A 19,512-nucleotide genomic window follows, 5' to 3' on the forward strand; every position below is an offset into this window, starting at 1 on the left:
GTGTCCCGGTTTCGCGCCCTGCTCGCCGCCGTCGCACTGGCACCCGCGGCCCCCGCACTGACCGGGCTCCGGGCCGCCGCGGGCGGTGCGGCCGATGTGATCGCGCTGACCCGCGGCGGCACCGCGGCCGCCGTCGCCCTGACCCGTGGAGCGGCGACGGGTGCCACCGGAGCGGTGAAGGCGTTCGACCGGCCGCCGGCCGGGCTGCCCCTGCCCGAGGCCGCAGGGGTGGTCAGATCGCTTCGCGCCCTGGTGGAGGGCGACGGCCGCCGCAGGGTCTGGGCATCCGGCGGCCGTGCCCATATCCAGGTGCGGGGGCTGGCCGCCGAGGGGCCGCACCACCGGCGGCTGGCCAAGGCGGTGACCGGCGCGCTCAAGGAGATCGAAGGGGTCGACCTGGCAGAGGTCAACGCGGTCACCGGGCACGTCCTGGTGGCGTTCTGCGAGGACCAGGTCGATGTGGCCGAGCTGGTCGAGGCCGTGGTCGGTGCGGAGTCGGCCTTCCACCACGCCCTGCGGCAGGAGGCGCCGGAGGTGGCGTCGGGCGCCCTCCTCCACCCCGAGCGGCCGGGACCGCCCGACGACGAGGCGGCGACGGCCGCCGCCTCGGTGGCACTCGCGGTGGACTGTGTCGGCCTGGTGGGCGCGGCACTGATCAGACTCACCCGGGTGGCCCCCGCACCGACGGTGGTGCGGGCGGCGGTCGCCCTGGCGGACTCGCTGCCCGCGGTGCGCCAGGACCTGGGATCCCGGGTCGGTCGCCACCGAGCGGAGGTGCTGCTGGCGACCGCCAACGCGGTGCTCCACGGTGTCTCCGACGGACTGGCCCCGCTGGCGGTGGACGCCGTCCACCGCTGTCTGCAGCTCTACGAGGTCGGGGCGCGGGGCGCCGCCTGGGCCGCGGCCCAACCCGTGCTCTGCGCACCGGGAGTGCCCGTCCCGGACCGGCTGCCGCAGCCGCCGCCCAGGCCGCTGCCGTTCCCGCAGGGGCCGGTGGAGCGTGCCTCCGACCGGACGGCGCTGGCCGAACTCCTCGGCGCCGGCGCCACCGTCCTGGTGTCGCAGCACACCGACGCCGCCGCCGACGCACTGCTGGCGACCCTGCCGCGGGCCGCGCGGCTCGGCCGGGAGTCGTTCGCCGCGGTGCTGGGGCACGACCTGGCGCGGCGCGGCACCGTGGTGCTGGACCCGGGCGCGCTCCGCCGGCTGGACCGCATCGACGCCGTGGTGATCGACGCCCGGGTGCTCTGCGGCGACCGGCCGCGGCTGCTCTCCGCCGAATCCGTGCACGACGACCTGGCGGACGCCGAGGTGTGGCAGGCGGCCGCCCGGGTGCTGCACGGCCGTACGGTGCCCGAGCTCTCCGGCCCCGGGCCGTGGCGGCAGGACGGCTACCGGCTGCGGCGGGTGGCCCAGGCGGCGGAGCGCTCCACAGTCGAGGCATGCGGACCTGCCGGCCCGCACGGCCTGATGGCCGAGCTGTACGGGCCGCAGGGGCTGTGCGGAAGGGTACGGGTCGGGGTCACGGCGGCGCCGCTGGCCGAGGCCGTCGTGGATCTGGCGCAGCAGACCGCCGCCCAGGTCGCGGTGACCGCGCACGCCAGCATCCATGAACTGCTGGGCCAGGCCGAGGAGGCGGCGGACGGGGACGACGGCCTCACCGAGGCCGTCCGCACCCTGCAGGCCGACGGCCGGGGCGTCCTGCTGATCGCCTGCAACCGCCCGCATGCGCTGCGCGCGGCCGATGTGGGCGTCGGGCTGGTGCCCGAAGCCGGCGGTGCGGACTGGACCGGGGACATCCTCTGCGGGGCGGGCGGCCCCGAGGGGGCGGGTCTGGAGCAGGCTTGGCGGGTGCTGACGGGGGTGTCGGCCGCCCATGCCCAGAGCACCGGGGCCGCGCACGCCTCCGTCGCAGCCTCCGCGCTCGGTGCGCTGCTCTCAGCCTCGCGGCCGCCGGAGCGGGGACGCGGGCCCTTTCTCGGGTGGCGGACGGCCCCGCCCGTCCATCTGGCGGCGATCGGAGCCATGGCGACGGGGGCGTTGCGGGCCCGCGGGGTGTCCCGGCGCACGGCGCCGCCCCCGGTGGTGCGGGACTCCTGGCATGCCCTGCCGGGCGACGAGGTCTACGAGCGGCTGCGTGAGCTGCGGGACCTGCAGGCGCCGGGGGAGGAGTCGGGCTCCGAGGGCTCCGAGGGCTCCGAGGACTCCGGGGCCGGATGGGTGGTCGAGCTCGGGGCGGCCGCCGTGGCGCGGGCCGTGTCGAGGCTGCCCGGGGCTGTGGCGGTGGGCGGGCGCCTCGCCGGGCCGGTGCACAGCGCCGCCGACCTCTACCGGGCGACCAGGGACGAACTGCACGATCCGCTCACTCCGGTGCTCACCCTGGGGGCCGCCGCCTCCGCGGTGGTCGGCTCCGGGGTCGACGCCATGCTGGTCGGCGGGGTGATGCTCGGCAACGCCGTGATCAGCGGGGCGCAGCGGATGCGGGCCGAGCGAGCCCTGCACGCCCTGCTGCTGCGGCAGCGGACCCATGCCCGGCTGGTCGAGCCGCTCGCTCCGGGGCGGTCGGTCCGCTTCCCCGACCCGGCGCGGGTGGAGGACCGGACGGTACTGGCGGAGGAGCTGCGGCTCGGGGATCTGATCGCGGTGCACCCGGAGGATGTCGTGCCGGCGGATGTCCGGCTGCTGGCGGCCGTGTCGCTGGAGGTCGACGAGGCGAGCCTCACCGGGGAGCCGCTCCCGGTCGGCAAGACACCGGAGGCGGTGCCCAACGCCGCCCAGGCGGAGCGTAGTTGCATGCTCTACGAGGGCACCGTGGTGCTCGCCGGCTCGGGGGTCGGGGTGGTGGTGGCCACCGGCGGCGCCACCGAGGCGGGCAGGGCGGCGAAGGCGGCGGGCCGGGTGCGTTCCACCGCGGGCCTCCAGGCGCGGCTGGCGGAGCTCACCCGGATCGCGCTGCCGGCCACCGGTGTCGGCGGCCTCGCGGTCACCGGGCTCGGCCTGCTGCGGGGGCTCCCGCTGCGGAAGGCGCTGGCCTCGGGTGTGGCGGTGGCGGTGGCGGCGGTACCGGAGGGGCTGCCGCTGGTGGCCACGGTGGCACAACTGGCCGCCGCACGGCGGCTCTCGGGACTCGGCGTCCTGGTGCGCTCCACCAGGGCGCTGGAGGCGCTGGGGCGGGTGGACACGGTCTGCTTCGACAAGACCGGCACGCTGACGGAGGGCCGGCTGTCGCTGGTGCGGACCGCCGCGTTGCACGGTCCGGTTCCGCTGGCCGGCGGCACCGGCCGGCGGATCCTGCGTACCGCGGCGCGGGCCTGCCCGCCGTTCCGGGACGGGACCAGGCGGCTCGCCCATGCCACGGACCGCGCGGTCGCGGAGGCGGCCCTGGACCACGACGAGGCGCCCGACTGGAAGCTGCTGGCCGAGCTGCCGTTCGAGACCGGCCGGGGTTTCTCCGCCGCCGTCGGCGACGCCGGGGAGGGGGTGGTCGTCGCGGTCAAGGGCGCTCCGGAGACCGTACTGGAGCGCTGCACCGAGGTGCTGGACCGGGACGGCAGGGCGGCGCCGCTCACCGACGCCGGGCGGCGGCGGGCCAGGGAGCGGGTCCAGGCGCTGGCGGCCCGGGGTCTGCGGGTGCTCGCGGTGGCGCGGATCGCGGGGGTGGAGTGGACGGGGGGTACCGGGGAGGAGCTGGCGAACCGGGTGCGGGGTGCCTGTCTGCTGGGCTTTGTGGGGATCGCGGACACCCCTCGGCCGGCCGCCTCGGCCTCGGTGGCGGGACTGGTGCGGGCCGGGGTGCGGCCGGTGATGGTCACGGGCGACCACCCGGTGACCGCGGCGGCGGTGGCGGCCGACATCGGGATCCCGGATGCGGACCGGGTGCTCACCGGTGCCGAGCTGGAGGCGCTGCCGCAGCAGCAGAGGGCGGAGGCGGTGTCCCGGGCGGCGGTCTTCGCGAGGGTGTCGCCGACGCAGAAGGTGCGGATCGTCAGGGAGTTGCAGCGTTCCGGCCGGGTCGTGGCGATGACGGGGGACGGTACCAACGACGCTGCGGCGATCCGGCGGGCGGACGTGGGGATCGCGGTCGCGGGAAAGGGGAGCGGATCCGCCCGGAGCGCCGCCGACCTGGTGCTGACCTCGTCCGACCCGATGCTGATCCTGGACGCGCTGGCGGAGGGGCGGTCGCTCTGGGCCAGTGTGCGGGACGCGGTGGCGATCCTGGTGGGGGGCAATGCGGGCGAGATCGCGTTCACGCTGGTGGGTACGGCCGTGAGCGGGCAGGCCCCGCTGACGACACGTCAGCTGCTGGTGGTCAATATGCTCACCGACATGCTGCCCGCACTGGCCGTGGCACTGACGCCGCGCCGCAACGGAGGGGGCGCGGACGACGGCCGGACCGTCGGCGACGGACCGGCGCACGGCTTCGTGGGCGCGGAGGTGGGGCGGGTGCTGGCGGTCCGCGGCAGTGCCACTGCGGCGGCGGCGCTGGTGGCCTGGCAGGTCGGCAGAGTCACCCGGGTGCTGCCGGACGGCGGCCGGAGGGCCTCCACCATGGGGCTGGCGGCGCTGGTCGGGGCGCAGCTGGGGCAGACGCTGATCGGGCGGTGGCGCAGCCCGCTGGTCCTGGCGACCTCCGGGATCTCGGTGGCGGCGCTGGTGGCGGCCGTGGAACTGCCCGGCCTCAACCGCTTCTTCGGCTGCAACGCCCTGGGGCCGCTGGGCTGGGCCGTGGTGCTGGCGTGCGCGGTGCTGGCCACGGCCGCGGCGGCACTGGGCGGGCGGCTGCTGCCCCACGGGTGAGGACGGCGGACCGTGCCCACGGGGGACGGGCCGCCGTGCAGGGAGTGTCCGGCGGACCGGGCCCGTGCGGGCGGTGCCGTCGTCGGGCGGGGAGTTCGGCAGCGGTGCCGCCGCTCCTCTCCTTCAGGGTGGCTCGGACCCGGGCCGCCCCGCCGGTCCGATGCCGCCCGGCACGCCGTGCGCCGACGACGGCCGGGACTTCCGGGGAGCGGGCAGGGTCAGGCCCAGGGGTCCCAGTCGGCCGGCGGGACCTGGACGGCGGTGCCCTTGCCGGGCTCGGGGTCCGCCTGGGGCGCGGGGCTCGCGGGGGCGGCGGCGGGGGCGGGCGTCCCGCCCCAGGGGTCCCAGTCGGCCGGCGGGACCTGCACGGTGGTGCCCTTGCCGGGCTTGGCGTCCGCCCGGGGTGCGGGTGCGGCAGCGATGGGCGCCGGCGCCGCCGGAGGGGCTGCGGAGGTGGTGCCGAAGGGGTCGAAGGGCTCGGCGGGAGGCGCAGGAGGCGCAGGAGGCGCAGGAGGAGTGGCGGGCGCCGCGGCTGGAGGTGCGGGAGGAGTGGCGGGCGCCGCCGGAGGCGTGGGAGGCGCAGGGACCGGGAGGGCTCCGGCGCGGCGAGGGGTTCCGGCGCCACAGGGGGTTCGGGCGCGGCGGGGGGTTCCGGCGCCGCGGGGGTCTCAGCAGCGACACCGTCCCAGGCGATCTCGATGCTCTGCAGAATGTCGGCGAAGACTCGTGCGTAGCGGTCCCAGTCCTGCTCGTGCGGGGTGCTCAGCTGGACGGCGAGCGTCTGGGTGCGGTTGGGCAGCGGGATCAGCGCGAGGGCGGTCGCGGTGCCGATGAGGCGCCTGCGGCCGTCGGCGGAGAGCGTCGCCGGTACGGGGGTGGTCCGGGCTTCGACCATCACCGTCGCCGGACCGCAGGGCAGGTCCACCTCGCGGATCTCGGCGTGCGGGAGCTCCGCGGCCGTGCCGTCGGCGGGGGTGACGGCGGCGACCACGGTGGCGGTGCTCTCCCGGCCGTCGATGTCCAGCCGGCAGAGGCCGCTGAAGAAGGCCCCGGCGGCCAGCGCCGCATCGGTGGCGGCCGCGGTGGCGGCGGCCCAGTCGCGGCGGGCCGTGCCGCGGGCGCCGGCCAGGATCTCGTCGGCGGTCTCCAGCAGATGGTCGGCGAGGCGGTCGCCGTCGCCGTGCACCAGCAGCGAGTGGAAGACCGGGGGCACGGCGAACCGGACGCGTACACCGGCGACGTCGTCGGTGAGCCGGGGGCCGGGCCGTTCGCCGGGGAAGGTCAGCCGGGGGAAGGCGGGCCGCAGCTCGGCGGGGGCGGGCTCGGCGGTCACCGGGAGGTGGAAGCCCTCGGCGGTGGGCTCATGGCCGAGGACGGGGCCGCCCCCGAGGCGCTCCAGGATCCGTCGGACGGCGGCGGCCGCGACCGGGCCGGTTGCGCCGGTGGTCGAGGTCCAGCCGACGACCGCACCGATCTGCGGTACGACCTGGCGCTCGTCGTGGTCCAGCGGCAGCGGGAGCAGGGTGGTGCCGCCGGGGCCGGGGAAGGCGGTGAGTGAGGTTGCGGGATGCACCCACGCACGCCCGCTCAGCAGTCCCTCGGAGACGGCGTCCACGGTGGCGGTCACCTGGTTGGCGGCGTTCCGTGCGTAGGCGTTCATGTGATGGGCCCGCTCCCCTCGAAGATCCCTGGGCGGAACTTTTCTACCAGACGGTGCCGGATGCCAGTCGGCCGACAGTGGTGCCGAGCCCCGGGTCGGCGAAGAGGGCGTTCAGTTGGGCCGCGAGCCTCCCGGTGGGGCCGTCGGGCGTCTCCTCGGCGAGGAAGCCGCGGAACGCGGGGAGCAGGCTCGGGTCCAGGGAGACAGTGACGGTCAGCGCGGCGACGAACTCCTGGACCAGGCGGAGTTGCAGCTCCTCGCGGGGTATGGAGCGGTCCTCCAGCCATTCCAGGGCGGTGATCTCGGCGTTGGCGATCCACGCCCGGATGGTGAGACGAAGCCGCGGGCCGGGGTCGTCGATGGCGAGGTGGGAGAGGATCTGGTCGTGGGCGGCGCGGCGGACCTCGTCGATCACGGCGTTGGTCCAGGGGCTGGCGGACACCGAGCCGCCGCGCAGCAGGGCCGCGAAGCCGGGGCCGTGGCCGTCGACGAAGTCGAGATAGCGGCCCATCACACGGTGCAGCCGCTCGGAGAGCGGACCGTCGGGGGGCTCGTGGAAGCGGCCGGCGAGTTCGTCGGCGGCGCGGCGCAGTGCGGCCTCGTAGAGGCTCTGCTTGCCGGGGAAGTAGTGGTAGACCAGGGGCCGGGAGGCACCGGCGGCGGTGGCGATGTCGTCGATGGAGACCTCGTCGGGCGAGCGCCTGCTGAAGAGGTCGAGGGCGACACTGATCAGCTGTTCACGGCGCTCGTCCACGCTGAGCCTGCGGCGGGGTCCGCGCTCGGGCCGCTCCGGGGCTGCATGGGGGCTCGTACGGGTGGCCATGTCCCACACCCTAACGGGACGGGGGAAGAGGCGGGATTGACGAATTGACATGTTCATAGCTAGCGTTCATCACATCGGCTTCACGGAGCATCCCAGACACCGGGCCGCGTCCGCACCCCCCGGCGGACGCGGTCCGGTCCATTGCTTACGAAGGTCCGGTCCCTTGCTTACGAAGTGCTGACGAGGTGGCCCAGGCACTGGCCCTCAGCGCGTGATGCTGGTCGAATCAAGGTGTGGACAGCGGAACGGAGGACCGCGGCACCCCGGTGGGGCGCCGTGTGGTCCTGGGCATGATCGGGCTCGGAGCGGCAGGTGTCGCCGCCGGGCCGTATCTCCAGCGCGGTGTGGATGCGGCGCTGGGCTCCGTCGCGGGCAAGGACCCGACCGGGCTGACCGGACTGCTGCCCGGAGCGGGCGGCTTCCGGTACTACTCGGTGACCGCATCGGTCCCGCACCGGGGGGAGACCGACTACCGGCTTACCGTGGACGGACTGGTGGAGCATCCGGGCTCCTACCGGCTGGCCGACCTGCGGGCACTGCCCCAGGAACGGCTGGTGCGGGATGTGCAGTGCGTGACCGGGTGGCGGGTGCCGGGCACGCCGTTCGAGGGCGTGCGGCTGTCCCGGCTGCTGGACGCCGCCGGGGTGCGCCCCGGAGCGCGGGCGGTCCGCTTCACCTGCTTCGACGGCGCGTACAGCGAGAGCCTCACCATGGAGCAGGCGCGGCGGTCCGATGTGCTGGTGGCGCTGCGCATGCAGGACGCCGGGATCAGCCATGCGCACGGTGGCCCCGTGCGGCTGTATGTGGCGCCCATGTACTTCTACAAGTCGGCGAAGTGGCTCTCCGGGATCACCGTGACCGACAAGGTGGAGCCCGGCTACTGGGAGCGGTACGGCTATGACGTGGACGCCTGGGTCGGGCGGTCGAACGGGCGCGACGATGCTCCGACAGCCTGACCTCCGGCCCCGCTTCACCCGGGCGGAGCGGTGGGTGCACCGGGTGACAGGGCTGCTGATGGGCAGCTGCCTGGTGACCGCGGCCGTGCTGTATCTGCCGCCGCTGGCGGAGTTGGTGGGGCGTCGCCGGCTGGTGGTCGTCGTCCACGAGTGGTCGGGCCTGCTGCTGCCGCTGCCGCTGCTGGCCGGGCTGCTGTCCGTCGCCCTGCGCGCGGACCTGCGCCGGCTCAACCGCTTCGGCAAGCACGACTGGCAGTGGCTGAGGGCGGTGCTCCGGCGCCGCACCGAGCGGCCCGCGGGGAAGTTCAACGCGGGGCAGAAGCTCTATGCGGCGTGGACGGCCGGGGCGGTGCTGGTGATGATGGGCACCGGGCTGCTGATGTGGTTCCCGCACCTGGCGCCGCTGGTGTGGCGGACGGGGGCCACCTTTGTGCACGACTGGCTGGCACTGGTCGTGGCAGCAGCGGTCGCCGGGCATCTGTGGATGGCCTCCCGCGACCCCGAGGCCCGGCTGGGCATGCGCACCGGGGAGGTGTCCCGGCGATGGGCGGAGCGGGAGCACCCGCTGTGGCGGGACTGAGCGGGCCGACACGACCGGGCGGGCAGCACCGGCGGGCCGACGGGGTGCGACCGGGCCGACTCAGCCGCGCCACTGCCGGTAGCGCCGCCACGCCTCGGTGCCGTCCGCCACGAAGGGCCACTCGGTGAGGCGTACGCGGATCTCGTCCTCCGTCAGGAAGCCGTGCCAGTCGATCTCCTCGACCTGGGGGTTCACCGGGCCGGTCCAGCGGGCCTCGTAGACATCGCACCACCAGGAGTGGTCGGGCGACTCGAAGAGGAACTTGAAGAGATGGTGCGGCTGGATCCCGGAGACCCCCAGCTCCTCCTCGGCCTCACGGACCGCGGCGTCGGCATAGGACTCCCCGGAGCCCACCACCCCGCCGACGAAGACGTCGTAGGTGAGCGGTGAGAACAGCTTGGCGGCGGCCCGGCGGTGCACAAAGATCCGGTCCTCGGCGTCCCGGCAGAGGATGAAGACGCAGCGGTGCAGCAGCCGGCGGCGGTAGACCTCGCCACGCCGGGCGGTGCCCACCACCCGGTCCTGCTCGTCGACGATGTCGAGGATCTCTTCTGCGGGGTCCATGCCCGCATCCAAACACACGTCAGTCGGTGAAGGTGACGGTCAGATCGGCCGCCCCCCGGACCTCGGCCACCCGCTGGGCCTCGTCCCGCACGGCGTCGCGGACTGGGGAGGAGAGGGCATCAAAGGCCGTCACGGTGACGTTCAGGCGCCCCTTGGAGGCCAGCCGGGAGCGCCAGACACCGGTGATCTCACCGTCCACCAGCAGCGCCCCCGGGCTCGCCAGAACCCGCCACACCGCCTGCTGGCGCTCCCGGTCGGGCACCAGCAGACTGCGGTCCCGGGCCTGGAGGAACGGGTCGGACGGCGGCAGCAGCCGGACCAGACGCGGAGCCGGGGCGGAGCGCAGCGCATCGAGGTCCTCCTCCGGCAGCCAGGCGGTACGGCCGTCGACGCGGACCTCGGCCAGCCCTCCCGGCCAGACCTGGCGGGTCGCCGTCTGGGTGGTGCCCAGGAACTTGGCGGCCTCGGCGAGGCCTGCCGGGCCCAGCAGCCGCAGCTGGGTGCGGAGCAGCCCGGCCGTCCCGGACGCCGCACCGGGGACCCCCGGCCAGTCCTGGACGGGCGCCAGTACGGTGCCCGGACCGCTCGGGTCCAGCCGCACCCCGGCAGGCAGCCCCACCTGCTGGAAGAGGCCGCCCGAGATGTGCTGCGCCTGGCACACCCGGCACCAGTAGGTGAGGGACTCCGGCACCCGGGCGCTGACCGCTGCGCTGACCTCGCCCTTGGGCATCGGCTCGCGGACCACCGCGCGCAGCGCCTCGGCCGCGGCGGTGAAGGCCGCCACTCCCATCCTGGCCCCGTCGCGGATCGCGGTGGCGGAGATCCGAGCGGTGGCGTCCGCGTCGCCCAGCGGCCAGAGCGCGGCCGCCAGCGCCGGCAGATCGCTCCGCCGGTGCAGATGGGGCGCTCCACGGGTGGACCAGATCAGGGTCAGCGACCCGTCGTCGGGCGGCTCGGACGTCGTCCGGGCGGCGAGTGCCAGTCTGGCGGAGCCGTGCGGGGTGTCCTGGACCCCCAGGTCGAGCACTGCCAGCCGGCCGGGCCGCGACTCCGAGCGGTCGAGCTGGTGTGCCGCCACCCGGTGGGCCAGCACCTGTCTGCGTCCGGTCTCGAACACCGCCGCCATGAGCCGCCTCCCATCGCCTGTGTCGCAGAGTAGCGTCGGACCGCCGTGAGAGAGTCGATGCTGTCGGACCTGCGTCAGGAGAGGCGGCCCATGCCGGTCAAACACGCCACGTCCAGTGTCTATCTGTTCGCCTGGATCGGCGGGGACTGGCGGTTGGGCATGATCGAGCACCCCCGGCTGGGCGGGCTGCTGGTCCCCGGCGGGCATGTGGAGGCGGATGAGACGCCGGCGGAGGCGGCCGTGCGCGAGCTGCGTGAGGAGACCGGTCTCGAGGGGCGGTTTCTGACCCCGCCGGAGTGCGCGCTGCCCGCGGGCTACCCCCATGAGGTGGTGCCGCCGCCGTGGTGGACGGTGGAGATCGCGGTCTCCGGCGACAACCATGTGGCGCAGCCGCATGTGCATGTGGACCACCACTACATCGCTGTTGCCGACCGCCCCGACCGTACGGTGGGCACCGCCGAGCACCCGCTGCACTGGGTGACCGCCCAGGAACTGCCGGGTCTGGAGACACCCCTGGACGTCAGGGTGCTGGGCGCGCAGCTGTTCGGCCGGATCGGTGCGCTCGCGGCACCGGGCGGCACAGGCCGGCAGAGCTGACCACGAGCCCGGCGGGGGAGGGCGCAGCCGACCGCACCGGGCATCCGGCGCCGGGCCGTCGCTCCCCGAGGGGCTGCTGCACGGCCCGGTGGCCGGGGCTCCGCCGAGGGCGATGCACAATGGCGGGCAGGGCTGTGAGCGGGAAGTGAGGCGTGCGGTGGTGGAGATCGGCGGCGAGGTGGCCGACGGCTGGGAGCCGGTGCGGGAGGCGTTCTCCCGCAACTTCCGCGACCACGGGGAGGTCGGCGCCGCCTTCGCGCTCCATGTGCGGGGCCGCCGGGTGGCCGACCTGTGGGCCGGTGACGCCGTCCCCGAACTGGGTGGCCGCCCCGCCCCCGGAGTGCCCTGGACCGCGCGCACCGCACAGGTGCTGCGTTCGGTGACCAAGGGTTTCACCGCCGCCTGCGCCCTGCTGCTGCACCAGCGCGGCGAGCTGGATCTGGATGCGCCGGTGGGCGAGTACTGGCCGGAGTTCAAGGCCGCCGGCAAGGAGCGCATACCGGTGCGCTGGCTGCTGTCGCACCGCGCCGGACTGCCGGCGCTGGACACCCCGCTGCGGGTGGCGGAGGTGCTCGGCTGGGAGCCCGCGGTGGCGGCCGTGGCGGCGCAGGTGCCCGCCTGGGAGCCGGGTACCGCCCATGGCTACCACCCCTACACCTTCGGCTGGCTGGTCGGTGAGGTGGTACGGCGGGTGAGCGGCCGCAGTGTGGGCCGCTGGTTCGCCGAGGAGGTCGCCGGGCCGCTCGGCCTGGAGCTGTGGATCGGCCTGCCCCCGGAGGAGCGCCACCGGGTGGGGCGGCTGGTCGACCTGCCCGCGCCGGAGATCGCCCTGGCAGGGCCGGGCGGTCTGCGGATACGCCCCAAGCAGTCGGTGCGGGACGCCTACCAGGACCCGCGGTCACTCACCGCCAGGGCGTTCGGATCGGTGGAGTCCGCGCTGGACCTCAATGACCCGGCCGCCCAGGCGGCCGAGATCCCGGGTGCCAACGGCATCGGGACGGCGCGCGGAGTGGCGGGCTTCTATGCCGCGCTCATCGGCGACGGCGGGCTGTTCGCGCCGGGCACGCTGGCCGAGGCGATGGGTCCGGCGGCCGACGGCCCGGACCGGGTGCTGGTGGTCAACTCGGTCTTCGGGCACGGCTACTTCCGCCACGGCCCCACGTCGCCGATGGCCTCCCCGGCGTCCTTCGGCCACCCCGGCCGGGGCGGCTCGCTGGGCTTCGCCGACCCGTCGCTGGGCCTCGCCTTCGGCTATGTCACCAATGGCATGCAGCCCGGGGTCACGGGTGACATCCGGTCGCGGACCCTCATCTCGGCGGTACGCGACTGCCTTGCCCGCCAGGACAACTGACTCTGGGTCACCTCGGCGGAGGGTGCGCCGGCAGGGGGCCGGTGGTGTCCGGGCCGGACGGCGGCCGCCAGTCGGCGATCCCGTCCAGGCTGCGCAGGGCCAGCTGCGGCGCAAGGCGGCCCAGCGCCGCGACCGTCGCGTCGCGCAGTGCGACGGCCGGGCGTGAGCGCCAGGCGGTGAGCCGTGCGATCTGCTCGGACCGGCGGACCACCTCGGTGGTGCGGGGCAGCCGCTCGGCGGTGTACACGGCGAGTGCGGCCTCGATGTCGCCGCCCGGACCCGCCAGCCGGGCCAGTACCACCGCGTCCTCCACCGCCTGGCAGCCGCCCTGCCCGAGGTTGGGCGTCATGGCGTGTGCGGCGTCGCCCAGCAGCGCCACCCGGCCCCGGTGGTGGGCCGGCAGCGGCACGGGCATCGAGCGGATGTCGGTACGCAGCACGCCGCCCGCCGGCATGGCCTCGATCAGCGCGGGCACCGGGTGGTGCCAGCTGCCGAAGAGCCGGCGCAGCTCGGCCCGTTCATCGGTGGCCCGCCCGCCCGGTGCGGCCCGGGCGGTGGCATAGCAGTACACCCGGCCGTCCAGGAGCGGCACGGTGCCCCAGAGCAGCCCTCGCCCCCAGGTCTCATGGGCCTCCAGGGGCAGGCCGGGGACGGACACCACCGCTCGCCAGCTGGTCAGCCCGGTGGGGCGGGGGCCGGGCCGGCCGGGGAAGAGCGCGCTGCGCACGGTGGAGCCGATGCCGTCGGCGGCGACCACCAGATCGGCCCGGAGCTCGCCCTGCGCGGTGGTCACCGAAGCGCGGCGGCGGGCGTCTCCCGGGTCGACGGAGGTCACCGGTACGCCGGTGTACAGGGCGCCGCGCGGCAGCAGTCCGGCGAGCAGGTCCACCACATCGGCGCGGTGTGCGACCACGACGGGGCCGCCGAACCGTGCCGCGGCCTCCTCCCCGGTCGTTGTGGTGAGCCTTCGGCCGCTGGGCCGCCGCAGGCTGCCCGGGCCCTGGAAGGCGGCCATGGCCCGGACGCGGTCGCCGACCCCCAGGGTGTCCAGGGCGCGCTGGGCGTTGGGTGCGAGGGCGATGCCCGCGCCTGCCGGTTCCCCTGCCGCCGCCCGCTCCAGGACCGTGACCGACCAGCCGCTGCGGTGCAGGGCGGCGGCCGCGGTCAGCCCGCCGATGCCGGCGCCCACCACCACGGCGTGCGGGGTCTCGCTGCTCATGCGGCGCCGCCTCTCTCACTACGTCTGTAGTATCGATACTACACCTGTAGTGGCGGTAGGTTGACGCCATGAGCCCGACCCGTCCGGCGCTGATCGCCGACACCGCCGTGGAGCTGCTCGCCGAACGGGGGCTGCGGGGCCTGACGCACCGGGCGGTGGACGAGGCGGCCGGGCTGCCCCAGGGCTCCACCTCCAACCACGCCAGGACCCGCGCCGCACTGCTGGCCCTCACTCTGGACCGGCTGGCGGAGCTGGAGCGCCGGGTGCTGGCACCTGACGAGGTCCCGGTCCCCCGCGCCGGGGTGCCGGGGCTCGCCGATGCGCTGGCGCTGGCGCTGCACCGTTCCATGACCGAGGGGCGGGTCCTGCTGCTGGCCCGGCTGGAGCTTGCCCTGGAGGCGACCCGCAGGCCGGAGCTGCGGCAGCGGTACGACGAGCTCGGCCGGGGCTTCCGGGAGCCGCTGGCGGGGATGCTGGGCGCACTGGGCTCCGCCGAGCCGGAGCGCCACGCCAGGCTGCTGGTCTCCTGGTGCGAGGGCGTGCTGTTCTACTCGGTCGCCGGCGCCGCCTCGGTCCACCCGCCCGACCTGGCCGAACTGCGTTCCGGTGCTGCCGAGTTGCTCGCCGGGATGCTCGGAACCGGCCGCTGACCGGGCGATGGGCGTGTGACACGATGGCCGGCATGGATGCGCGGGAGAACGGGCCGGAGGTCCGGATCGAGCCCTGGTCGGAGGACGGCCTGGCGCTGCTGCGCAAGATCAACACCCCTGAGATGAAGCGCCATCTCGGCGGTCCCGAGACCGACGCCCAGGTGTCGGCGCGGCATCAGCGGTATCTGGATGTCTCGCGGGGCCGGATGTTCCAGGTGGTGCTGGCCCGCAGCGGGGAGGCGGTCGGCAGCATCGGCTTCTGGGAGCGGGTCTGGCACGGGGAGACCGTGTACGAGACCGGCTGGAGTGTGCTGCCGCCCCACCAGGGCCGGGGGATCGCGGTCGCCGCAGCCACCGCCCTGGTCTCCGCGGTGCGGGCCGAGGCCGGGCACCGGTATCTGCACGCCTTTCCGTCGGTGGGCAATCCGGCGTCCAATGCGATCTGCCGGCGGGTCGGATTCACCCTGCTCGGCCCGTGTGAGATCGAGTTCCCGCCCGGTTGTGTGATGCACAGCAACGACTGGCGCCTGGAGCTCTGACCCGCGCCCGGCGTGTCCCACCGGCCCGCCGCCCGCACCGCTGCCGAGCCCGGCCTTCATGGGCGCCTGGTGCCAACCCTGCTGCCGGGCTCCTGCCGCCGGCTCCGTCCGGGACCGACAGCCTGATCGTCCGTCAGATGAGCCCGCGGCGGGCCGCCCAGACGGCGGCCTGCAGCGGGGTGCGGACCCCGATGCGGTCGCACAGGACCCGGATGCGCCGGCGCAGCGTACGGCTGGAGGTGCACAGCCGACGGGCCACGGCGTCCAGCGGCAGCCCCTCGGCCAGCAGGAGCAGCAGTCGCCGCTCCTCCGGGGCGAGCAGTCCGGCGGAAGGGTGGGCGGGGGCCGGGGGTGCGGCGCCGGGGGTCCGTGCTGCGGCGCTGTGATGTCCCGTCCGGTTGAGTGTCGCGGTGCCCTGCATCTCTGCCTCCCTGGGCCTTGCCGATCAGCGGTTTGGTGGTGGGTAGTGTGACACGCGGTTCGATAAGTCGTCCATCGTTCGAGATTTCGGACGGATGGGCTTGGCGCCGCCCCGGCGGGGGAGTGGGGTCCGCTGCTTCGGACGTCACCCCGGAGACTCCCGGTCGGCGGACGCGCCTGATGGCCGGTTGCCCCGGGCTTCGCCGGGATGCGGGGTGGGCCAGGTAGGCCGCCGCAGGCGCCGGATCGGGGGCGGGAGGTGCGCGGAGCGCATTCAACGGGTCTCCTCGGTGGTGGCGGGCGGGTGGTGGCCGAGCGCAGGCGCGCCGGACCGCGCGCCGGGCGCGGCCGGGGCGCGTGGGACCGGTGACAGGAGCGCGGCGGCCGGGGTGCGTTCGCTCGATGCGGGCGTTCGGTCGGGGTGCTGTGCGTTCGGTGCGGGCGCGTTCGGTGCGGGCGCGTTCGGTGCGGGCGCGTTCTGTGCGGGTGCGTTCTGTGCGGGTGCGCTCCAAGGAGTGGGGCGGCGGCTCAGGCGGGGTGCGGTGCGGGCCCGCTGCTCCCCCGGGCGGTCAGGGTCGGGGCGAGCAGGATGAGTCCGGTGGTGTCCTCGCCCGCCAGCTGGGCCATGACCAGTTCGACGGCGCGCCGGCCCATCTCCTCGGCGGGGATGGAGACCGAGGTGAGCTGCGGCGAGGAGTGGACGGCCACGTCGTCCGGGCAGATCGCCAGGACCGACGCGTCCTCGGGTACGGCTCGGCCTGCCTGGCGCAGCAGGCCGAGCAGATGGGGGACCGCGGCCTCGTTCTGCACCACGAAGCCGGTGGTGCCGGGCCGCTCCTCCAGAATCCGGGAGAGCGTGCCCGCGGTGGCCTCGTGGCTGCCGCCGCACGGACGGTGCAGGTGGGCCATGCCGCGTTCGGCGGCCCGCCGCCGGAAGCCGGCCAGGGTGCGTTCGGCGAAGCCGGTGTGCCGGCGGTAGACGGTCTCGGGGGCGCCGATCAGGGCGACCTCGCGATGCCCGAGGTCGGCCAGGTGGTCGGCGGCCAGGACGCCGGCGGCCTCGAAGTCCAGGTCGACGCAGGACAGTCCGGAGGTGTCGGCCGGCAGACCGATCAGGGCGGCGACGGAGCCGGTCTGCCGCAGCAGCGGGATGCGCTCGTCGGCCAGCTCCACATCCATCAGGATCATGGCGTCGGCCAGCCCGCTGCCGGCCACCCGCTTCACCGCCGACGGTCCCTCCTCGCTGGTGAGCAGCAGGACGTCATGGCCGTGGCGGCGAGCGGTGGTGGTGATGGAGATGGCGATGTCCATCATCACGGGGACGTATATGTCGGTACGCAGCGGGATCATCAGGGCGATGACATGGGAACGGCTGCTGGCGAGCGCGCGGGCGCCGGCGTGCGGGTGGTAGCCGAGCTCCGCGATGGACTGCTCCACCCGGCGGCGGGTGGCCTCCGAGATGGACCGCTTGCCGCTCAGGACGTACGAGACCGTGCTCGGGGACACCCCGGCGTGCCGGGCGACCTGGGCGAGCGTGACCATGCGCTGCTCCATCTCGCGACACTCGTCTGATCGGCACTGGGTGAAGCGCTTCGACAGTGTCATGTCTGCGGCTCAATCGCTTCTTGCCGGGAGAGCTTAGGGACCCCTCCGAAGTGTGTCCAGACCCCGGTGTCGAAGCGTTTCACCAACCCTCTGGGCGGCCCCGGTCAGGGTTGGCGCAACTGGATAGAATCCCCCTGCTGCCGACGGTGCGGGCAGCGGGACAGCGGTGGGAAGGGCGGGCCTTGGCGGCGACTCTGGCGGATGTGGCGGCGCGGGCCGGGGTCTCCTCGGCGACCGTCTCCCGGGTCCTCAACGGAAACTACCCGGTGGCCGAGTCCACCCGGCGGCGGGTGATGGCGGCCGTGGCCGACCTCGACTATGTGGTCAACGCGCATGCCAGAGCGCTCGCCGCAGCCACCTCGGATGTGCTGGGTGTGGTGGTCAACGACATCTCCGACCCCTTCTTCGGCGTGATGGCGGGGGCGGTCCAGGGCGAGTCCGCCCTGGACGACCTGCTCGCCGTCATCTGCAGCACCGCCGGCTCACCGGCGGAGGAACTGCGCTACATCGGGCTGCTGCTGCGCCAGCGGGTGCGCGCCATTGTGCTCACCGGCGGCCACCAGCCGGACAGCGCACACTTCGCCGAGCTCCAGGCGCTCGTCAGGCGTGCGGTCGCGGCGGACACCCGGGTGGTGCTCTGCGGCAGGCCCGCGCTGCCGGACACCGGGGCGGTGGCGCTGGAGTTCGACGACTTCCGGGGTGCGCAGGCCCTCACCCGCTATCTGCTCTCGATGGGCCACCGGCGGATCGCCTGCATCACCGGACCCGCGGGGAGTTCCACCACCCGCGCCCGTCTGGCCGGCCATCTGGCGGCGCTCGCCGAGGCGGGTGTGGCGGCGGACGAGTCGCTCCAGGTGCCCGGCGGCTTCGACCGGACCTCCGGTTTCGAGGGGGCCCAGGTGCTGCTGGACCGGGCGGAGCAGCCGACGGCGATCGTGGCCGCCAACGATTTGGTCGCCCTGGGGGTGCTCGCGGCGGCACGGGAGCGGGACATCGATGTGCCGGGGAGGCTCTCGGTCACCGGCTATGACGACATCTCCTTCGCAGTGGACGCCTATCCGGCGCTCACCACGGTACGGCTCCCGCTGATCGAGGCCGGCCGCCGGGCGGGCCGGATCGCGGCAGGCCGGGAGGCCGCCGCCCCCGGCGCTGTGGTGTCGCTGCGGCCCGAGCTGATCGTCCGCGACTCGGTGGCGGCCCCGCGGAGCGGCTGAACGGTCAGCCCTGCTCCTCCTGGTAGCTGATGCCGTACTTCCCCGCGATGGGGTTGATCTTCGCGGGGTCGAGCCGGCCGTCGGTGAGCACGGCGGGTCCCGCCTCGATCAGATCCTCGACATAGTGCTCCCAGCCGCCCGGCGAGGAGATCTGCAGGACCCGCGGCGGCGGGTCCGAGGCGCGCCGCAGGGCGTGCGGGACCCCCTGCGGCAGCAGGGCGAAGGACCCCTCGGGGGCGAGCAGGGTCTCGTCGTCGAACTCGATCGCGAGGACGCCCTCCAGGACGTAGACGGCCTCGTCGGCGCGGTGGTGGGTGTGCCGCGGGATGTCCCTGACCAGGGTCACCTCCAGCAGCGAGAAGCGACCCTGGGTGTCGTCCGTCATCGCCTTGACCGCGAATGCGGGGGGCAGCGGGAGTCTGCCTGGCCGTACCGCGCCGGGCTGGAGCAGGATGAAGCGGTCTCCGGACATGGGTGTGCCCTCTCTGGATGCCACAATCGGAAGAGGAATCCGATTCCGGAAAAAGTCTAGGCAGAGGAGTCCATGCCGTGTCAACGCCGTCCATGCCGGCCGGCCGCAAGCCGCGCGCCGACGCGGAGCGCAACCGCGCCCGGGTGCTGGCCGCCGCCCGGGCCCTCTTCGTGGAACACGGGGAGGCGGTGCAGATGCCCGAGGTGGCGCGGGCCGCCGGGGTGGGCATCGGCACCGTCTACCGGCACTTCCCGACCCGCCAGGCGCTGGTGGAGGCCGCGGCGGAGCACCGGTTCGGCGAGATCCTGGAGTTCGCCGAGACCGACTGCCTGCGCGAGCCGCGGACCGGTCAGGGGCTGCGGCGCTATCTGCGCCATGTCGGCGAGGTGCTGGCACGGGAGCGGGGGCTGTCCGCCGCTCTTGCGGCGGCGGTGGGCTCCGAGGCGCCCCGCGGTGAGACGCTCGCCCGGCTGGAGCGGGCGGTCGGGGCGCTGATCGAGCAGGACCGGGCCGCGGGCGCCGTCCGCGGCGATGTCACGGTCGACGACATCTATCTGATCGTGGCCGGCCTGTCCGGCATCATCCGTACTGGCAGCGGCGAGTGGAGCCGCTTCGCCGACCTGGTCTTCGAGGGGCTGCGTCCCCGTCCCGGGCGCTCCCACCCCGGGCGCTCCCACCCCGAGCACTCCCGCCCGGACTGCTGAGGCCCGAGCCGTCGACCCCGCGCTGCCGACCCCGCGCTGCCGACGCGCCCGCTGTCGACCCCCGGACTGCTGACCCCCGGACTGCCGGCCCCCGGACTCCCGACGTCCGGACTGCCGCTGTCCGCGGCGCCGTCGCCCGTGGGCGGTCGATCACCGGACCGGCCGTGCTGCGCAGTGATCCCCAGCGCTGTCGAAGTGCGTTCGGAAGACCTGCGGTTGTGAGCGGAATGCTTTC

17 protein-coding genes are annotated in these 19,512 nt (G+C 75.0%); 9 read left to right on the forward strand and 8 right to left on the reverse strand.

The features are described from left to right. Window positions 1-4,797, forward strand: coding sequence for a cation-translocating P-type ATPase (locus tag AB0761_RS30665; protein WP_377272402.1), 4,797 nt, complete (start codon window positions 1-3; stop codon window positions 4,795-4,797). Here AB0761_RS30665 and AB0761_RS30670 read toward each other — a convergent pair. Continuing rightward, window positions 4,679-6,457: a hypothetical protein gene (locus AB0761_RS30670; RefSeq protein ID WP_377272403.1), complete on the reverse strand. Its 1,779-nt coding sequence runs from the start codon at window positions 6,455-6,457 to the stop codon at window positions 4,679-4,681. The two genes, AB0761_RS30665 and AB0761_RS30670, sit on opposite strands and share 119 nt — an antisense overlap. A 43-nt stretch (window positions 6,458-6,500) precedes the next feature. Then, window positions 6,501-7,280 (reverse strand): TetR/AcrR family transcriptional regulator, encoded by a 780-nt coding sequence (locus AB0761_RS30675; protein WP_377272405.1) that lies wholly within the window; start codon window positions 7,278-7,280, stop codon window positions 6,501-6,503. A gap of 290 nt (window positions 7,281-7,570) precedes the next feature. Here AB0761_RS30675 and AB0761_RS30680 point away from each other — a divergent pair, with 290 nt between their 5' ends. Then, on the forward strand, window positions 7,571-8,236 hold the full coding sequence (locus AB0761_RS30680) for a molybdopterin-dependent oxidoreductase (protein ID WP_377274410.1): 666 nt from the start codon (window positions 7,571-7,573) through the stop codon (window positions 8,234-8,236). Continuing rightward, window positions 8,220-8,816 carry a cytochrome b/b6 domain-containing protein gene (locus tag AB0761_RS30685; RefSeq protein WP_377272407.1) on the forward strand — a complete coding sequence of 199 codons (597 nt, stop codon included), beginning with the start codon at window positions 8,220-8,222 and terminating at the stop codon, window positions 8,814-8,816. The genes AB0761_RS30680 and AB0761_RS30685 overlap by 17 nt, the downstream gene beginning before the upstream one ends. A 60-nt stretch (window positions 8,817-8,876) precedes the next feature. Here AB0761_RS30685 and AB0761_RS30690 read toward each other — a convergent pair whose 3' ends face one another. Together AB0761_RS30690 and AB0761_RS30695 are read right to left on the reverse strand one after the other, a co-directional pair. Beyond that, window positions 8,877-9,380 carry an NUDIX hydrolase gene (locus tag AB0761_RS30690; RefSeq protein ID WP_377272409.1) on the reverse strand — a complete coding sequence of 168 codons (504 nt, stop codon included), beginning with the start codon at window positions 9,378-9,380 and terminating at the stop codon, window positions 8,877-8,879. Window positions 9,381-9,399: 19 nt separating this feature from the next. After that, window positions 9,400-10,506: a winged helix DNA-binding domain-containing protein gene (locus tag AB0761_RS30695; protein ID WP_377272411.1), complete on the reverse strand. Its 1,107-nt coding sequence runs from the start codon at window positions 10,504-10,506 to the stop codon at window positions 9,400-9,402. A gap of 90 nt (window positions 10,507-10,596) precedes the next feature. Between AB0761_RS30695 and AB0761_RS30700 the strand changes: the two genes are divergently transcribed. Together AB0761_RS30700 and AB0761_RS30705 are read left to right on the forward strand one after the other, a co-directional pair. After that, complete coding sequence (locus AB0761_RS30700) at window positions 10,597-11,103, forward strand: NUDIX domain-containing protein (protein WP_377272413.1); 507 nt, start codon at window positions 10,597-10,599, stop codon at window positions 11,101-11,103. 157 nt (window positions 11,104-11,260) lie between these two features. Next, complete coding sequence (locus tag AB0761_RS30705) at window positions 11,261-12,454, forward strand: serine hydrolase domain-containing protein (RefSeq protein WP_377272415.1); 1,194 nt, start codon at window positions 11,261-11,263, stop codon at window positions 12,452-12,454. Window positions 12,455-12,461: 7 nt separating this feature from the next. Here the strand turns inward: AB0761_RS30705 and AB0761_RS30710 are convergent, their stop codons facing one another. Further along, on the reverse strand, window positions 12,462-13,673 hold the full coding sequence (locus tag AB0761_RS30710; RefSeq protein WP_377272417.1) for an FAD-dependent monooxygenase: 1,212 nt from the start codon (window positions 13,671-13,673) through the stop codon (window positions 12,462-12,464). Window positions 13,674-13,741: 68 nt separating this feature from the next. On the opposite strand from AB0761_RS30710, the gene AB0761_RS30715 reads away from it, so the two are divergent. Then, window positions 13,742-14,323 (forward strand): TetR/AcrR family transcriptional regulator, encoded by a 582-nt coding sequence (locus tag AB0761_RS30715; RefSeq protein ID WP_377272418.1) that lies wholly within the window; start codon window positions 13,742-13,744, stop codon window positions 14,321-14,323. Window positions 14,324-14,346: 23 nt separating this feature from the next. Beyond that, entirely contained in the window at window positions 14,347-14,862 is a 516-nt protein-coding gene (locus AB0761_RS30720; protein WP_377272420.1) for a GNAT family N-acetyltransferase, read from the forward strand. Window positions 14,863-14,995: 133 nt separating this feature from the next. On the opposite strand, the gene AB0761_RS30725 is transcribed toward AB0761_RS30720, so the two are convergent. Together AB0761_RS30725 and AB0761_RS30730 are read right to left on the reverse strand one after the other, a co-directional pair. Next, window positions 14,996-15,283, reverse strand: a complete 288-nt coding sequence (locus AB0761_RS30725) for a DNA-binding response regulator (protein WP_377272422.1) — start codon at window positions 15,281-15,283, stop codon at window positions 14,996-14,998. A 527-nt stretch (window positions 15,284-15,810) separates the two neighbouring features. Then, complete coding sequence (locus tag AB0761_RS30730) at window positions 15,811-16,824, reverse strand: LacI family DNA-binding transcriptional regulator (protein ID WP_377274412.1); 1,014 nt, start codon at window positions 16,822-16,824, stop codon at window positions 15,811-15,813. Window positions 16,825-17,069: 245 nt separating this feature from the next. Between AB0761_RS30730 and AB0761_RS30735 the strand changes: the two genes are divergently transcribed. After that, the gene (locus AB0761_RS30735) at window positions 17,070-18,101 is read left to right on the forward strand and encodes a LacI family DNA-binding transcriptional regulator (RefSeq protein WP_377272424.1); all 1,032 of its coding nucleotides are present in this window, start codon (window positions 17,070-17,072) and stop codon (window positions 18,099-18,101) included. Between the two features lie 4 nt (window positions 18,102-18,105). Here the strand turns inward: AB0761_RS30735 and AB0761_RS30740 are convergent, their stop codons facing one another. Further along, entirely contained in the window at window positions 18,106-18,573 is a 468-nt protein-coding gene (locus tag AB0761_RS30740) for a cupin domain-containing protein (RefSeq protein WP_377272426.1), read from the reverse strand. 77 nt (window positions 18,574-18,650) lie between these two features. Between AB0761_RS30740 and AB0761_RS30745 the strand changes: the two genes are divergently transcribed. Beyond that, window positions 18,651-19,277: a TetR/AcrR family transcriptional regulator gene (locus AB0761_RS30745; RefSeq protein ID WP_377272428.1), complete on the forward strand. Its 627-nt coding sequence runs from the start codon at window positions 18,651-18,653 to the stop codon at window positions 19,275-19,277. Window positions 19,278-19,512 lie beyond the last annotated feature (235 nt).

This window comes from Peterkaempfera podocarpi (assembly GCF_042466665.1).
Classification (GTDB): Bacteria; Actinomycetota; Actinomycetes; order Streptomycetales; family Streptomycetaceae; genus Peterkaempfera; species Peterkaempfera podocarpi.

Bases quoted from the DNA above. Each gene is read 5' to 3' on its own strand.
- AB0761_RS30670 (WP_377272403.1), bottom strand. From the start codon at position 6,457: ATGAACGCCTACGCACGGAACGCCGCCAACCAGGTGACCGCCACCGTG.
- AB0761_RS30675 (WP_377272405.1), bottom strand. From the start codon at position 7,280: ATGGCCACCCGTACGAGCCCCCATGCAGCCCCGGAGCGGCCCGAGCGC.
- AB0761_RS30680 (WP_377274410.1), top strand. From the start codon at position 7,571: ATGATCGGGCTCGGAGCGGCAGGTGTCGCCGCCGGGCCGTATCTCCAG.
- AB0761_RS30685 (WP_377272407.1), top strand. From the start codon at position 8,220: ATGCTCCGACAGCCTGACCTCCGGCCCCGCTTCACCCGGGCGGAGCGG.
- AB0761_RS30690 (WP_377272409.1), bottom strand. From the start codon at position 9,380: ATGGACCCCGCAGAAGAGATCCTCGACATCGTCGACGAGCAGGACCGG.
- AB0761_RS30695 (WP_377272411.1), bottom strand. From the start codon at position 10,506: ATGGCGGCGGTGTTCGAGACCGGACGCAGACAGGTGCTGGCCCACCGG.
- AB0761_RS30700 (WP_377272413.1), top strand. From the start codon at position 10,597: ATGCCGGTCAAACACGCCACGTCCAGTGTCTATCTGTTCGCCTGGATC.
- AB0761_RS30710 (WP_377272417.1), bottom strand. From the start codon at position 13,673: ATGAGCAGCGAGACCCCGCACGCCGTGGTGGTGGGCGCCGGCATCGGC.
- AB0761_RS30715 (WP_377272418.1), top strand. From the start codon at position 13,742: ATGAGCCCGACCCGTCCGGCGCTGATCGCCGACACCGCCGTGGAGCTG.
- AB0761_RS30720 (WP_377272420.1), top strand. From the start codon at position 14,347: ATGGCCGGCATGGATGCGCGGGAGAACGGGCCGGAGGTCCGGATCGAG.
- AB0761_RS30725 (WP_377272422.1), bottom strand. From the start codon at position 15,283: ATGCAGGGCACCGCGACACTCAACCGGACGGGACATCACAGCGCCGCA.
- AB0761_RS30730 (WP_377274412.1), bottom strand. From the start codon at position 16,824: ATGGTCACGCTCGCCCAGGTCGCCCGGCACGCCGGGGTGTCCCCGAGC.
- AB0761_RS30740 (WP_377272426.1), bottom strand. From the start codon at position 18,573: ATGTCCGGAGACCGCTTCATCCTGCTCCAGCCCGGCGCGGTACGGCCA.